Genomic DNA, 15,250 nt, shown 5'->3' with positions numbered 1-15,250 from the left:
CCGGTCGGGTGCCCGCCCGGCCACGGTGATGACCCGAATCGCCAAGGGGTTCTCGGACGAGGAGAGCCGGGCGATCGCCGCATGGATCGCGGGAGGAGGCCGGTGACGACGATCGGCCGCCGGGCCGTGCTGGCGGGACTCGCGGCCGCCGCCCTCCCCCGCCCCGCCCTGGCGCAAGGCGCGCGCGGGCGCGTCGTCGTGGTTGGCGGCGGCTTCGGCGGGGCCAGTGCCGCGCGGGTCCTGCACCGGGCGGGCCTCGCCGTCACCCTGATCGAGCCGGCGGAGACCTATTACGCCTGCCCGTTCAGCAACGAGGTGATCGCGGGCCTGCGCCCGCTCTCGGCGCAAGCGTTCGGCTACGAGGGCTTGCGGGCGAGCGGCGTCACCGTGGCGAAGACCAGCGCCGAGGCGATCGACGGGGCCGCCCGGCAGGTGCGCCTCGCCGATGGCGCGCGCCTCGACTACGACCGGCTGATCCTGTCGCCCGGGATCGCGCTCCGGTTCGATGCCCTGCAAGGCTACGACGCCGCGGCGGCCGACAGGATGCCCCATGCCTGGAAGGCCGGGGCGCAGACCGCGCTTCTGGCCCGCCAGCTGGCGGCGATGCCCGAGGGCGGCACGGTGGTGCTGTCGGTGCCGGGCAATCCCTATCGCTGCCCACCCGGGCCCTACGAGCGGGCGAGCCTGATCGCGTATCATCTCAAGACCCGTAAGCCCCGCGCCAAGCTGATCGTGCTCGACGCCAAGGATACGTTCTCGAAGCAGAAGCTGTTCGAATCCGCCTGGAAAGCCCTCTATCCCGGCACCCTGGACTACGTGCCGCTCGCCGCAGGCGGCCAGGTCGCCTCGGTCGACGCGCGTGCGATGACCGTCGCCACCGACTTCGAGACCTACAAGGCCGATGTCGCCTGCATCATCCCGCCCCAGCGGGCGGCGCCGATCGCCGTGCAGGCCGGCGTCGCCGATCGCTCGGGCTGGTGCCCGATCGACCCGGTCACCTTCGAATCGCGGCTGGTGCCGGGCATCCACGTCGTCGGCGACGCCGCCATCGCCGGTGCGATGCCGAAATCCGCCTTCGCGGCCAATGCCCAGGCGAAGGTCTGCGCCGAGGCGGTGACCGACCTTCTGGCCGGGCGGGCGCCGGGCACGCCGAAGCTCGTCAATACCTGCTACAGCCTGGTCGCGCCGGGCTACGGCATCTCGGTTGCCGGGGTCTACCACCCGGACAAGGGCGTGCTCGCCGATGTCGAGGGGGCCGGCGGCACCAGCCCGCTCGACGCGCCCGACTCCGTGCGCCGGCAGGAAGCGACTTACGCCGAGGACTGGTATCGCACCGTCACCGCCGCGGTGTTCGGGTGAGGCGGGGCGCCGCCATGCTCCTTGCCCTGACCCAGACCGCGCTCGCGCCGACGACAATCGTCGGCGACGCGATCCCGCTGCCGCTCGACGGCCAGACCGGCGATGCGGCCCGCGGCCGGGCCATCGCCACCGACACCCGCAAGGGCCTGTGCCCGCTCTGCCATACCGGCCTCGGCGGCACCGCTCCGGCGGGCGATCTCGGCCCCGACCTCTCGGATGTCGGGGCGCGGCTCTCCGCGGGGCAGTTGCGGCTGCGCCTCGTCGATGGGCGCGCCTTGAATCCCGCGACCCTGATGCCCTCCTATTACCGGGTCGATGGCATCCGGGTCGCGAGCGCCTGGCGCGGCCGGCCGGTGCTGGAGGCGGGCGAGATCGAGGACGTGATCGCCTATCTGGTCACCCTCACGGGAGGGCGTACACATCCATGACGGCTCCACTGCATCGCCGCACCCTCCTCGCCGGGAGCGCCGGCCTTCTGGCCGTGGCGCTGGTGCGCCCGGGCGCCGCCGCGATCATCCGGCCGACCCGCGAGGCGACCGTCGAGGCGATCCGCCGCTTCACCGGAGGCGCCCCGATTCAGGCCGGCCGGATCCACCTCGACATGCCGCCACTGGTCGAGAACGGCAACACCGTGCCCCTCGCCATCACCGTCGAGAGCCCGATGAGCGAGACGGATGTCGTCCGCCGCATCGCGGTGTTCAACGACAAGAACCCGCAGCCCCACGTGGTGACGCTGCATCTCGGGCCGCGGGCCGGCCGCGCCGCGGTGAATACCCGGATTCGCCTGGCCGATTCCCAGACCATCACGGCCATCGCGGAGATGCGGGACGGCACCTTCTGGTCCGCGACCGCCGATGCGATCGTGACGCTCGCGGCCTGCGTGGAAGGATCGTGACGATGGCCCGCGCCCTCATCAACCTGCCGAAGACCGCCAAGGCCGGCGCGGTGATCGAGATCAAGACCCTGATCTCGCACCCGATGGAAACCGGCTACCGTCCCGGGCCCGACGGCCGCCTGATCCCGCGCAACATCATCACGGACTTCGTCTGCACCTACGAGGGCGAGGAGGTCTTTCGCGCCGAGCTGTCATCGGCGAGCGCGGCCAATCCGTACCTCACCTTCACCACCGTCGCGACGAAGACCGGGACCCTGCGCTTCACCTGGACCGGGGATCACGGGTTCTCGCAGACCGAGGAGGTGGCGATCACGGTAGGGTGAGCCACACCTCCGACCCTCCCCATCCCGGGTCGGGCAAGGCCGAGTTGGATCAGAGAGGTGCGGAACTCGGACAGGCCCGGGCTCCGTCGCAGGAGGGTTCGGGAGCGGCGCGCTACCCCACCGCCTCCACCTCGTCGCGCAAGGCCCGCCGCAGGACCTTGCCGACATTGGTCTTCGGCAGGCTGTCGCGGAACACGAAGCGGCGGGGCACCTTGTAGGCGGTGAGGCTTTCCCGGGCATAGGCCCGCAGGGCCTCCGCCGACAGGTCGGGATCGCGCCGGACCACGTGGGCGACGACGCTCTCGCCGGTCTCCGCCGCGGGCTCGCCCACCACTGCCACTTCGAGCACGCCCGGATGGGCGGCGAGCACGTCCTCGACCTCGTTGGGATAGACGTTGAAGCCGGAAACCAGGATCATGTCCTTCATCCGGTCGACGATGCGGACCTGCCCGTCGGGCTCGACCACGGCGATGTCGCCGGTGCGGAAGAAGCCGTCCGGGGTCATCGCCCGGGCGGTCTCGTCGGGCCGGCCCCAGTAGCCGGCCATCACCTGGGGCCCGCGGACGCACAGCTCGCCGGGCTGTCCCATCGGCAGGGTTGTGCCGGCGGCATCGCGGATGCAAGCCTCCGTCGAGGAGACCGGGTAGCCGATGGTGCCCGACCAGTCGTGCAGGTCCGGCGGGTTGATCGAGACCACGGGCGAGGTCTCCGACAGGCCGTAGCCCTCGATCACCGTCTTGCCGGTGACCGCCTTCCAGCGCTTGGCCACCGGCCCCTGCATCGCCATGCCGCCGGCAATGGCATATTCGAGCCGCGACCAGTCGACCTTGCCGATCTCGGGATGGTTGAGCAGGGCGTTGAACAGGGTGTTGACGCCCGACAGGTTGGTAAAGCGGCTCTTGCGCAGCAGCGTCACGAAGCCGCCGATGTCGCGCGGGTTCGGCACCAGCAGGCAGCAGGCACCGAGCCGCAACATGAAGAAGAAGCAGCAGGTCAGCGCGAAGATGTGGTAGAGCGGCAGGGCCGTGACCATCACCCGGCCCGGCCCCTCGTCGTCGCGCATGCGGAACCAGACCCGGCTCTGCTCGACATTGGCGGCGACGTTGCGGTGCGTGAGCATCGCCCCCTTCGACACGCCGGTGGTGCCGCCGGTATATTGCAGGAAGGCGAGGTCGTCCGGGCCGACCGCGACGGGCCGGAACGGCGCCTTTCGCCCGGCCGCGAGCGCCGCCTTGAAGCCGATGCGGCGCGCGGCCGGCAGGCTGAAGGCCGGCACCGCCTTCTTGAGGTGGCGTGCCGCGAGCGTGATCAGCGCCCCCTTCAGCCCCAGCCCGTCGCCGGCACCCGCCACCACCACCCGTTCGAGGCCCGGCAGCTCCGGCAACGCCTCGGCGACCGTGTGGCCGAAATTCTCCAGGACGAAGAGCACCCGGGCGCCGGCATCACGGAGCTGATGGGTGAGTTCGCGCGGGGTGTAGAGCGGGTTGACGTTGACCACCGTGGCGCCGGCGAGCAGCGCGCCGATGAGGGCGATGGGGAAGGCCGGTACGTTCGGCATCATGATGGCGACGCGGTCGCCCTTGCCGATGCCGTGTGCCTGGAGCCAGGCCGCCACCGCCCCGCCGTCGCGCCGCAGGGCCGCGTAGGTCAGGGAGGCGCCGAAGCAGGTGACGGCCGGACGGTCGGCGAAACGCTGCGTGGCGGTCTCGATCAGTTCGACCAGGGTACCGAGGCTCGCCGTCTCGATTTCCGCCGGGACGCCGGCCGGATAGGCGGCGAGCCAGGGCCGCGGTGGGGTGCTCGGTTCCATCGCGCTCGGCCCTTTACCCATGAACGGCAAGCCTCCCGGTGCCGGATGCCTCGACGGGCTCCGGCTTGCCTCCCGGTTACCGCCTCCCCGGGGCCGTTTCAACTGAGCTGTGCGGATCGACGAGGCTGAGGATCGTGTGCGGCAGGAACGCCGCGAGCACGAGTCCCAGAGCCAGCACCGCCTGCGCACCGGAGAGCGGCAGGCGTGGGAAACCCGACAGGCCGAGATCCCGCGCCGCGGCGACGAGGCCGAGGGCCCAGGCGAGCGCGACGAACCGCAGGAGCGCCCGGACGAGGGCCCTGCGCCACTCGCCCCGACGCGGCAGGCCACGGCCGACCAGGGCGGCGAGACCGAGGGCCCCGCCGAGCACCGACGCCGCCGCGACCGCGCCGAGCCCCTGCGCCAGGGCCATCGGCTGGCCGGACAGGAAGGCGATGCCGCCGACCGAGAATCCGGCCCGCAGCACCAGCCCGCCATAGGTCGGATGCAGCGTCAGGGCGATGACGAGGACGAGCCCGAGCACCGCCCCGAGCCCGCCGCGCCAGGTCGGTGCGGGAAGCAGCAGCAGGGCCGCCCGGGCGACGCCGTAGGCGATGGCTGCGACGAACAGCGGGTAACGGTCGGCGAAGAAGCCGTAGACCCACGGATCGAGTCCGGCCGAGGCCAGGCTGGCCTGGGTCGCGCCGGATGCGGCGGCGAGCGCCACCGCCGCAAGGGCCGCCCCGAGGGGGATCAGGGCGGCGAGGCGCCCCGTCCGGGAGGCGGTCACGGGAACGGCGCCCGGCAGGGCGCCAGCCGCGGCGCTCACGCCTCGTAATGGTCGCGCACGAGGCGGTCGAGCAGGCGCACGCCCCAGCCCGAGCCCCAGGAGCGGTTGGTCTCAGTGGCCGGCGAGCCCATCCCGACCCCGGCGATGTCAAGGTGGATCCACGGCACGTCATTGACGTAGCGCTTGAGGAACTGCGCCGCCGTGGCCGAGCCGCCGTGCCGGCCGCCGGTGTTCTTCATGTCGGCGAATTTCGAATCGATCAGCTTGTCGAAGCCGGGGGCCAGCGGCATGCGCCAGACCTTCTCGCCGGTGGCCTCGCCGGCGGCGGACAGCCGCTGCGCCAGCTCGTCGTTGTTCGAGAACATGCCGGCGAATTCCTGGCCGAGCGCCACCAGGATCGCGCCGGTCAGGGTCGCGAGGTCGATCATGAAGCGCGGCTTGTAGGTCTGCTGAACGTGCCAGAGCACGTCGGCGAGCACCAAGCGGCCTTCGGCGTCGGTGTTGATGATCTCGATCGTCTGGCCCGACAGCGAGGTGACGATGTCGCCCGGGCGCTGGGCCTTGCCGTCGGGCATGTTCTCGACGAGGCCGATGGCGCCGAGGGCGTTCACCTTGGCGTTGCGGCTGGCGAGCGCATGCATCAGGCCGACCACGCAGGCCGCGCCCGCCATGTCGCCCTTCATGTCCTCCATGCCGCCGCTCCCCTTGATGGAGATGCCGCCGGAATCGAAGGTCACGCCCTTGCCGACGAAGGCCACCGGCGCCTCGGAGGAATCCTCGGCGCCGTTCCAGCGCATGATGACGACCCGGGCCTCCTTGGCCGAGCCCTGCGCGACGGCGAGCAGCGCCCGCATGCCGAGCTTCTTCATGTCCTTCTCGTCGAGAATCTCGATCTCGACGCCGAGCTTCTCCAGCGCGGAGGCACGGCGGGCGAATTCCTCCGGGTCGAGGACGTTCGGCGGCTCGTTGACCAGCTCGCGGGCGAGGATCACGCCCTCGGCCAGACCCTCGGCGCCGCGCAGGGCCTTCTTCAGGCCGGCATTCTCGGGCACCAGCAGGGTCAGGCGCCCTCCCCCGCCCGCCTCCTCGCCCTCGGGCGACTTCTTGCTCTTGTAGCGGTCGAACTTGTAGGCGCGCAGCCGCGCGCCGAGCGAGAACGCCGCGACCTCGTCGGTGCCGGGCGCGGTGCCGGGCCATTCGAGCACCACGGTCGCGGAGCGGCTGCCGAGCTTGCCGGCGGTGTAGCCGCCCAAGGTCGCCCAGTCGCGGGCGGAGGCATTGTCCGACCCGGTGCCGATCACCAGCAGCCGCTCGACCGTCAGACCCGCCGGGGCGGTGAGCACCATCGCGCTCGACGCCTTGCCCTTGAACCGCTCGACGCCCGCCGCGCGTGCCACCAGATCGGCCACGCCGGGACCCGCGATCTCGGCGGCCCGCGGCGACAGGGCGAGGTCCTCGCCGACGAACAGCACGAGGTCGCCGCCGGGCTTGAGGACCGCCCCGGACGCGGCGAGGGTTTCGATCTCGATGCTGATGCCGTCCGCCATGGCGTTGCTTTCGTCCCGTTCCTTGGATCGCGCGCCTCTGAGGGGCGCCGCGTCGGTCCTGTGTAGCGGTGGGACGCCTTCGAGCGCAACGCGACCGGGTGTGCGACAACCCGCTTCGTGCGGAGCGGCACCTGCGACCCAATCAGCGCGCCAACGGCGGGCGCGCATCTGTGGCCGCTTCAGCGCGCCACCAGCGGGCGCGCACCTGTGGCCACTTCAGCGCGCCACCAGCGGGCGCGCATCTGTGGCCACTTCAGCGCGCCACCAGCGGGCGCGCATCTGTGGCCGCTTCAGCGCGCCACCAGCGGGCGCGCATCTGTGGCCACTTCAGCGCGCCCGCCCGGAAAAGGCCGCACTTGCCGTGCTTCACGGCACCCGGTGCTTGTGCGGCCGGCGGGGGACGCCTAACCAGCATCGACGCGGAAGGGGGCCCGACCGCAGCCGGCCGATGAGACAGATCGAGCGATACATCTTCCGCATCGCCCTCGGGGCCTTCCTGTCGTGCCTGATCGGCCTCACCGGCGTGATCTGGGTGACGCAGGCCCTGCGCGAACTCGACCTGATCACCGCCAAGGGCCAGACCCTGGTGATCTTCTTCCTGATCACCGGCCTGTCGCTGCCGACCCTGATCACCGTGATCGCCCCGGTCGCCCTGTTCATCGCGGTGGTCTATGCGCTGAACAAGCTCAACGGCGATTCCGAGCTGATCGTGATGAGCGCGGCGGGCATGTCGCCGCGCCACCTGATGCGGCCCTTCCTGACGCTCGCCCTCATCGTCAGCGCGGCGATCGGCTTCCTGACCATCCAGGTCATGCCGTCGAGCTTCCAGGAATTGCGCGACGTGCTGACCCGGGTGCGCGGCGACTTCATCGCCAACGTGGTCAAGGAAGGGCAGTTCACCAGCCTGGACAGCGGCATCACCTTCCATTTCCGTGAGCGGGCGCCGAACGGGGCCTTGCTCGGCATCTTCATGCAGGACCGGCGCGAGGCCGGGCGCAACGTGGTCTACCTCGCCGAGCGCGGCCAGGCGGTCGATCTCGACGGCCAGACCTACCTGGTGCTCGAGAAGGGCAGCATCCACCGCCAGCAGCCGAACAGCCGCGATTCGTCGATCATCACCTTCCAGCGCTACGCCGTCGACCTCGCGGCGTTCACGCCGCCCGATTCCGACACGATCTACAAGCCGCGGGAGCGCTCGACCGCGCAGCTGCTGTTCCCGAACCCGGACGAGACCTACTACAAGCTGACCAAGGGCCGCTTCCGGGCCGAGCTGCACGACCGGCTGTCGTCCTGGCTCTACCCCCTGGCGCTCGGGCTGATCGCCTTCGCGGCGCTCGGCGATCCCCGCACCACCCGCCAGGGCCGCGGGCTCGCCGTCGCGGGCGCCATCGCGGCGGTTGTGGGGTTGCGGATCGCCGGCTTCGCCGCCTCGAGCGCGGCGGTGCGCAGCCAGGGCGCCGTGATCGCGGTCTATGCCGTGCCGCTCGTCGCCATCGCCCTCTCGCTCCTCGTCGCCTATCAGGGCAGCCGGGTGCGGGCCTTCAATGCGGGCGTCGCCGCGCGCCTGCGACGGTTCTCGGAGGCGGTCCCGGTCCTGCGGGCCCGGGCGGGCTGAGCCGCGATGCTGATCGGATTCACCCTCGGCCGCTACCTGGCGGCCCGGTTCCTGCGCATGATCCTGGGGGTCTTCCTCACGGTCTTCGCCCTCGTCTACACCCTCGACTTCGTCGAGCTGATGCGGCGTGCCGGCGACGCCGAGGGCGCCTCGGCCGCCGTGATGGCGCGGCTCGCCCTGTTCCGCACCCCGGCGGTGGCCGAGCAGGTGCTGCCCTTCGCGATCCTGTTCGGCGCCATGGCGGCCCTCCTCCAGCTCAGCCGCAAGCTCGAACTGGTGGTGGCCCGCGCCGCCGGCATCTCGGCCTGGCAGTTCCTCCAGCCGGGCGCGTTCGTGGCCCTCGGCATCGGCGCCTTCACGGTCGGGGTCTACAACCCGGTCTCGGCCGACCTGAAGCAGCGCTCGACCGAGATCGAGGCCAAGATCTTCGCCCGCTCGTCGAAGGCGGCCTCCGGCAAGGACCTGTGGATCCGCCAGCGCAGCCTCGACGGCCAGGCGATCATCCGGGCCGAGACCGCGATCGAGGGCACCACGACGCTCGCCGGCGTCGCGGTCTTCACCTTCGACGAGGCGGGCGCCTTCACCCAGCAGATGCAGGCGGCCCGGGCCACCCTGCATGACGGCTATTGGGAGTTGCAGGACGTGCGCGTGCAGGGTCTCGACCAGGAGCCGCAGAGCTACGACACCTATCTGATCGCCTCGACCCTCGATCCGTCGCAGGTGCGCCAGCGCTTCACCCCGCCGGAATCCGTGCCTTTCTGGCAACTGAGGCAGACGATCGCCCGGACCGAGCGGGCGGGACTCGACGCCACGCGCTACCGGTTGCAGTACGATGTGCTGATGGCGCGCCCGGTGCTGTTCCTGGCGATGGTGCTGGTGGCCGCGTCGGTTTCGTTAAGGTTCTTCCGCTTTGGTGGCATCGGCAAGATGGTGCTCGGCGGCGTCGCGGCGGGCTTCGTGCTCTACGTGGCACGCCAGGTGATGGAGGGCCTCGGCGCCTCTGGATTGGTCGCGGCTCCTGTGGCGGCGTGGTTCCCGGCCGTGGTAGGGAGTCTTCTCGGAACGCTCGCGCTTCTGCACCTGGAGGATGGCTGATGCCGAACCTTCGGCGACGTGGCGCGGGGCTAGCGGGTGCGGGGATGGGTCGAGTCGTGCGTAGGACCGCGGGCGCCGCGGTCACGGGATCCCTGACGGTGCTGCTCGCCGCCGCCGTGACGGTGGGCACGGGCGAGGCTGCGCGCGCGCAAGGCACGCTCAACGACCGCCTCGCGGCCGGCTCGTCCAAGACCGCCGCCAAGGGGGGCGGCAGCGAGCGCCTGCTGGTCGAGGCGAAGGAACTCGTCTACGACAACGACCGCAACACGGTCTCGGCGGTCGGCAATGCCGAGCTGCATTACGGCCCGCGCACCCTGCTGGCCGACCGGGTGCGCTACGATCGCAACAGCGGCCGGGTGTTCGCCGAGGGGAATGTCCGCCTCACCGACGAGACCGGTGCGGTCGTGACCGGCGACCGGATGGAGCTGACCGACGACTTCAAGTCTGGCTTCATCGATTCGCTGCGCATCCAGCAGACCATCGAGCAGCGCGGGCGTCCAGCCCGGGTGCGCTTCTCCGCCCCGCGGGCGGAGCGCGTCGAGGGCCAGACCACGACCTTCGAATACGGCACCTACACCGCCTGCGAGCCGTGCAAGGATCATCCCGAGCGGCCGCCCCTGTGGCAGGTGAAGTCGGCCCGGATCATCCACAACAACGAGGAGCGCCGGATCTACTACGAGGATTCGACCCTCGAAGTGGCCGGCATCCCGATCGTCTACCTGCCTTATTTCTACTCGCCCGATCCGACGGTCCGGCGCGATACCGGCTTCCTGGCGCCGCACTTCGTGTCCTCGAACGTGCTCGGCTACGGCATCGGCACGCCGTTCTTCTGGAACATCGCGCCCGATTACGACCTGACCATTGAGCCGACCTTCCTGTCGAAGCAGGGGGTGCTCGGCCAGGCCGAATGGCGCCAGCGCCTCGCCAACGGGTTCTACAACCTGCGGGTCAGCGGCATCTTCCAGTCGACCCCGAGCGCGTTCCTGCCCGGACCACTCGGCTCGGGCGACCGGGACTTCCGCGGCTCGATCGAATCGGCCGGCCAGTTCTACCTCAGCCAGAACTGGCGCGCCGGCTGGGACATCGTCGGCGTCACCGACAAGTGGTTCCTCGACAATTACCGCATCCGCAACCAGACGATCAGCACGGACTATTTCCGTGAAGCGGTGTCCACCGCCTACCTGATCGGCCAGGGCGACCGGTCGTGGTTCGAGGCCCGGGGCTACTACTTCAAGGGCCTGTCGACCTTCGACTGGCAGAAGCAGCAGCCGGTGGTCGCCCCGGTGATCGACTACGACAAGCGCCGGGACGGTCCCGACCCGATCGGCGGCGAGGTGCGGTTCCAGGCGAACGTCACCCACCTGACCCGGGACGCGACCCAGTTCACCCAGATCCCGCGCACCGGCACCTACCTGCTGAGCCCGAGCGTCAACGGCATCACCTTCCCGCTCTACAGCACCTGCTCGGTGTTCGAGCGCGGGCAATGCCTGGTGAGCGGGCTCGCCGGCGACACCACCCGGGCCACCGCCCAGGTGTCGTGGCGGCGCACCTTCACGGACGAGTTCGGCCAGCGCTGGCAGCCCTTCGCCTATCTGCGCGGCGACGCCTTCTTCGTGAACCCGAACACGACCGGCTACCAGAACAACGAAGTCACCAACCTGTTCTCGCCCGAGTCGAACTTCTCCGGCCGGGTGATGCCGGCGGTCGGCCTGGAATACCGCTATCCGTTCGTCGCCGATCTGGGACCGCTCGGGGTCCACACGGTCTCGCCGATCGCCCAGGTGATCGTGCGGCCGAGCGAGACCCATATCGGCCGCCTGCCGAACGAGGACGCCCAGAGCCTCGTCTTCGACGACACCTCGCTGTTCGAGTGGGACAAGTTCTCCGGCTATGACCGGGTCGAGGGCGGCGTGCGCGCCAATCTCGGCGCCGAGTACTCCATCACCGGCCGCAACGGCTTCTACATGAACGCCATGGCGGGCGAGTCGATCGCGCTCGCCGGCGTCAACTCGTTCCGCCGTGGCGACATCGCCAATGTCGGCCGCGATTCCGGCCTCGAGACCACCGGGTCGGACTTCGTCACCCGCTTCCAGGTCTCGCCGAACCAGAATATCAGCTTCATCACCCGGGCCCGGTTCGACAACAGCAACTTCGCGCTCCGGCGGCTGGAGAGCGGCATCACCGCGAAGTTCGCGCCGTTCCTGCCGCTCGAAACCTCGCTGATCTATGCCCGCTACGAGGCTCAGCCCGAACTCGGCTATGATCGCCGCCGCGAGGGCCTGCAAGCCTCGGCACTCTACAACATCACGCCGAACTGGTTCGTCACCGGCTCGGTGCTGTTCGACCTCTCGCATTACCTCCAGGTGCGCGAGTTCTACGCCGCGGCGGCCCAGGCGTATTTCCTCAACCCGGTCGGCACGGCGCCGACCTACGATCGGGCCGACAAGTTCTACGTCTCGTCGTCGGGCCTGGGCTTCGGCTACCGCGACGAATGCACCACGGTGTCGTTCAGCTACCTCTCGTCGCCGATCGAGACAGCCTCGGGCCTGCGCGAGCGCAACCGGACCTTCCTGCTGCGGATCGAGCTGCGCACCCTCGGCGAGGCGAATTTCCGCCAGAACCTCAGCACGACGACGACGGCGGACGGCATCGCCACGGCCCGGTGACGGGCAGTCCCGGACCGCTTGCCCGGCACGAATCGGGATGCCATGGCGCGGGGATGCGCCACCACGAGACGGGGATCCCCGCGATGACCACTGCCCTCGCGCTGACACAGGGCGATCCGGCCGGGATCGGCCCGGAGATCACCCTGCGGGCCTGGCTCGCCCGGGAGGAGCACGGCCTGGCGCCGTTCTTCGTCCTCGGCGACCCGGATTTCCTGGGCCGGATCGCCGGCCGGCTCGGCCTCGCGGTGCCGCTCGCGGCGGTCACGCCGGAGGAGGCCGCCGGGGCGTTCGGGCGCGCCCTGCCGGTGGTGCGGCTGCCGGGCGGGATGGCCGTCGCGGCGGAGCCGGGCATCCCCGATCCGGCGAGCGCCGCCGGCACGCTCGCCTCGATCGACGAGTCGGTGCGGCTGGTGCGAGCCGGACGGGCCCCCGCCCTGGTCACCAACCCGATCGCCAAGCACGTGCTCTACGAAGCGGGCTTCCGGCATCCCGGCCATACCGAATACCTGGCGGCGCTGGCCGCCGAGCCGGGGGCGGCGCCGCCGATGCCCGTGATGCTGCTGTGGTCCGACGATCTCGCCGTGGTGCCGGTGACGATCCATGTGGCGCTCCGCCGGGTGCCGGAGCTGCTGACCACCGATCTCGTGGTCGAGACCGCCCGCATCGTCGATCGCGACATGCGCGCCCGATTCGGCCTGTCCGCCCCGCGCCTGGTGCTCGCCGGGCTCAACCCGCATGCGGGCGAATCCGGCACGATGGGGACCGAGGACCGCGACGTGCTCGCCCCCGCCATCGCGCGCCTGCGGGAAGAGGGCATCGCCATCACCGGCCCGCACCCGGCCGACACGCTGTTCCACGCCCGGGCCCGGGCCACCTACGACGTCGCGCTCGCCCCGACCCACGACCAGGCCCTGATCCCGATCAAGACCCTGGCCTTCGACGAGGGCGTCAACGTCACCCTGGGACTGCCGTTCCTGCGCACCTCGCCCGACCACGGCACCGCCTTCGACATCGCCGGCAAGGGGATGGCCAAGCCCGACAGCCTGATCGCGGCCCTCAAGCTCGCCGGCCGGCTGACCCGGCCCCGGGAGGGGACGGCGGCAGGAGCCGTCGTATGAGCGCGCCCGACGGCCTGCCGCCGCTGCGGGAGGTGGTGCAGGCGCACGACCTGATGCCCCGCCGGTCGCTCGGCCAGAATTTTTTGTTCGACCTGAACCTCACCGGCCGGATCGCCCGGTCGTCGGGACCGTTGGAGGGCATGACGGTGGTCGAGGTCGGCCCCGGCCCCGGCGGCCTGACCCGGGCGCTGCTGATGCACGGCGCGGCCCGGGTGATCGCGGTCGAGCGCGACCCCCGCGCCCTGCCGGCGCTCGCCGAGATCGCCGCGCATTACCCCGGCCGCCTGGAGGTGGTGGAGGCCGACGCACTCGACTTCGACCCGCGGCCGCTGGTCGGCGAGGGCCCCGCCCGGATCGTCGCCAATCTCCCCTACAATGTCGGCACGCCGCTCCTCACCGGCTGGCTCACCACGGAGGCATGGCCGCCCTGGTGGGACTCCCTGACCCTGATGTTCCAGCGCGAGGTGGCCGAACGCATCGTCGCCGACGAGGGCGACCGGGCGAATTACGGACGGCTCGGCGTGCTGTGCGGCTGGCGCACGCAGGCCACCATCCTGTTCGACGTGCCGCCCACCGCCTTCGTGCCGCCGCCAAAGGTAACGTCGAGCGTGGTGCGGCTGGTGCCTCGACCTGAGCCCCTGGCCTGCCGGGTCCGGGCCCTCGAAGCCGTGACCGGCGCCGCCTTCGGCCAGCGCCGCAAGATGCTGCGCCAGAGCCTGAAGGCCGCGACCCCCGATCCCGCCCGCCTGCTCGCCGCCGCCGGCATCCCGGACACGGCCCGGGCCGAGGAGGTGCCGGTGCAGGGATTCGTGGCCATGGCGCAGGTGCTCTGACGCCCGCCCCCCTGATGTGACGAAGCCCCCGATCCGGGCCGGATCGGGGGCTTCGCGCATGAGAGGCGGGGAGCCGAAACGCCCCGCCCGATACGATCGTTACCGGGTCTGCTGGATGGCCGACACCACCCACTGGCCGCCGCGCTCGCGCAGGAAGGTCCAGATCTCCGTCGCCTCGGGCGGGTTGGTCTCGACCACCCGGCCGCTGGCGCGCTCGATCACCGCATCGCGCAGGGTGTAGCGCATCGCCACGGTGGCATAATCGACCGGCCCCTCGCGCCAAGCCTCGGCGAGGTCGCCCTGCTGGAGCTTCACGTCGGCGATTTTGTTGACCACGCCGCGGGCGGCGTTGGCCCGCAGCTCCTCGCTGAAATAGCCGAGCATCTCCGGCGTGGTGAGGCGACGCAGGGTAGCGGCATCCTCGGCCCCGTAGGCAAGCTGGACCTGGCCCAGCGTGCGCTCGAAGGCATCGAAATCCTGCGGGCCGATGCCGACCTCGTCACGCTGGGGCGGGCGGGCCTGCCGGGCGGCACCGCCGCCGAGCCCCGCACCCAGGCCGCCGAGACCACCACCAAGCCCGCCACCCAGCGGACCGCCGGGACCGGCGGCCGGGCCGCTGCGGTGATAGGCGCCCGCCATGGCCGGCTCCTCCCGGCGACGACGCAGGAAGCGCACCACGAGCAGGACCACGCCGACCAGCAGGCCGACCTGGAGCAGCAGGCCGAGGAACGAGGCGATGCCGCCGAGGCCGCCGAAGAAGCCTCCGCCGATCAGCGCGCCGAGCAGGCCCGCGCCGAGCAGACCGGCAAAAAAGCCGCCGCCGAACCGACGCTGGGGCGCGGCAGGCGCGCCCATCTGCGGGCCGGGCTGCGTCATCGAGCGCTGCATCGGCGCGACGGCGCCGGGGGCGGTCGCAGTCGGAGGCGGCGCCGAATGGGTGTTGCTGCCGCGCGAGCCCATTGAGCCGCCGCTGCCGGGACGCGCCTCACCGGCGGTCGACGCCACGGCCATCAGGGCCGCCAGGCCGAAGGCCAAAGCCGTCCGGCGGCCGCGGGAGAAGGTGGTCATCATCGGTTCGTATCGCCTCGTGCCATCGCCAGTTGGGAGCGTCCCGCTCCGTGGCCCATATATGGGGATGCGGATCGCGCAGTAGAAGGGAGGCATCGTGCTGAATGCCATCCCGATCCTCACTACACCTGATGAAGAGTCACCGATCCGCG

The 15,250-nt window shown here is 71.1% G+C and carries 14 protein-coding genes; 10 read left to right on the top strand and 4 right to left on the bottom strand.

Annotated elements, in window-relative coordinates; all coding sequences use genetic code 11:
• From VP06_RS38270 to soxZ, 5 genes are all read left to right on the top strand, one after another.
• Window positions 1-106 (top strand): c-type cytochrome (locus tag VP06_RS38270; RefSeq protein ID WP_425350951.1); only part of this gene is annotated, 106 nt, incomplete at its 5' end.
• On the top strand, window positions 82-1,359 hold the full coding sequence (locus VP06_RS25700; protein ID WP_048466641.1) for an NAD(P)/FAD-dependent oxidoreductase: 1,278 nt from the start codon (window positions 82-84) through the stop codon (window positions 1,357-1,359). The genes VP06_RS38270 and VP06_RS25700, both read left to right, overlap by 25 nt.
• Window positions 1,360-1,373: 14 nt before the next feature.
• Window positions 1,374-1,787, top strand: coding sequence for a sulfur oxidation c-type cytochrome SoxX (soxX, locus tag VP06_RS25695; RefSeq protein ID WP_048466640.1), 414 nt, complete (start codon window positions 1,374-1,376; stop codon window positions 1,785-1,787).
• Window positions 1,784-2,254 carry a SoxY-related AACIE arm protein gene (locus tag VP06_RS25690; RefSeq protein ID WP_048466639.1) on the top strand — a complete coding sequence of 157 codons (471 nt, stop codon included), beginning with the start codon at window positions 1,784-1,786 and terminating at the stop codon, window positions 2,252-2,254. Before soxX ends, VP06_RS25690 begins: the two co-directional genes overlap by 4 nt.
• A 2-nt stretch (window positions 2,255-2,256) precedes the next feature.
• Window positions 2,257-2,577, top strand: a complete 321-nt coding sequence (soxZ, locus tag VP06_RS25685) for a thiosulfate oxidation carrier complex protein SoxZ (RefSeq protein WP_048466638.1) — start codon at window positions 2,257-2,259, stop codon at window positions 2,575-2,577.
• A 112-nt stretch (window positions 2,578-2,689) separates the two neighbouring features.
• On the opposite strand, the gene VP06_RS25680 is transcribed toward soxZ, so the two are convergent.
• The 3 genes from VP06_RS25680 to VP06_RS25670 form a co-directional block, all read right to left on the bottom strand.
• Window positions 2,690-4,387, bottom strand: coding sequence for an AMP-binding protein (locus VP06_RS25680; RefSeq protein ID WP_048466637.1), 1,698 nt, complete (start codon window positions 4,385-4,387; stop codon window positions 2,690-2,692).
• A gap of 76 nt (window positions 4,388-4,463) precedes the next feature.
• Window positions 4,464-5,195: a hypothetical protein gene (locus VP06_RS25675; protein ID WP_245291310.1), complete on the bottom strand. Its 732-nt coding sequence runs from the start codon at window positions 5,193-5,195 to the stop codon at window positions 4,464-4,466.
• Window positions 5,192-6,703, bottom strand: coding sequence for a leucyl aminopeptidase (locus tag VP06_RS25670; RefSeq protein WP_048466636.1), 1,512 nt, complete (start codon window positions 6,701-6,703; stop codon window positions 5,192-5,194). Before VP06_RS25670 ends, VP06_RS25675 begins: the two co-directional genes overlap by 4 nt.
• 448 nt (window positions 6,704-7,151) lie before the next feature.
• On the opposite strand from VP06_RS25670, the gene lptF reads away from it, so the two are divergent.
• From lptF to rsmA, 5 genes are all read left to right on the top strand, one after another.
• Entirely contained in the window at window positions 7,152-8,318 is a 1,167-nt protein-coding gene (gene lptF, locus VP06_RS25665) for an LPS export ABC transporter permease LptF (protein ID WP_048466635.1), read from the top strand.
• A 6-nt stretch (window positions 8,319-8,324) separates the two neighbouring features.
• Window positions 8,325-9,413 carry an LPS export ABC transporter permease LptG gene (gene lptG, locus VP06_RS25660; RefSeq protein WP_048466634.1) on the top strand — a complete coding sequence of 363 codons (1,089 nt, stop codon included), beginning with the start codon at window positions 8,325-8,327 and terminating at the stop codon, window positions 9,411-9,413.
• Window positions 9,413-12,079 carry an LPS-assembly protein LptD gene (locus tag VP06_RS25655; RefSeq protein WP_048466633.1) on the top strand — a complete coding sequence of 889 codons (2,667 nt, stop codon included), beginning with the start codon at window positions 9,413-9,415 and terminating at the stop codon, window positions 12,077-12,079. The genes lptG and VP06_RS25655 overlap by 1 nt, the downstream gene beginning before the upstream one ends.
• 83 nt (window positions 12,080-12,162) lie before the next feature.
• Window positions 12,163-13,197, top strand: coding sequence for a 4-hydroxythreonine-4-phosphate dehydrogenase PdxA (gene pdxA / locus VP06_RS25650; protein WP_048466651.1), 1,035 nt, complete (start codon window positions 12,163-12,165; stop codon window positions 13,195-13,197).
• Window positions 13,194-14,030: a 16S rRNA (adenine(1518)-N(6)/adenine(1519)-N(6))-dimethyltransferase RsmA gene (gene rsmA, locus VP06_RS25645; protein ID WP_048466632.1), complete on the top strand. Its 837-nt coding sequence runs from the start codon at window positions 13,194-13,196 to the stop codon at window positions 14,028-14,030. The genes pdxA and rsmA overlap by 4 nt, the downstream gene beginning before the upstream one ends.
• A gap of 99 nt (window positions 14,031-14,129) precedes the next feature.
• On the opposite strand, the gene VP06_RS25640 is transcribed toward rsmA, so the two are convergent.
• On the bottom strand, window positions 14,130-15,101 hold the full coding sequence (locus VP06_RS25640; RefSeq protein ID WP_048466631.1) for a TIM44-like domain-containing protein: 972 nt from the start codon (window positions 15,099-15,101) through the stop codon (window positions 14,130-14,132).
• Between the last annotated feature and the right edge of the window lie 149 nt (window positions 15,102-15,250).

The organism is Methylobacterium aquaticum (assembly GCF_001043915.1).
GTDB classification, from domain to species: Bacteria; Pseudomonadota; Alphaproteobacteria; order Rhizobiales; family Beijerinckiaceae; genus Methylobacterium; species Methylobacterium aquaticum.
This window is presented reverse-complemented; position numbering and strand designations above follow the sequence as displayed.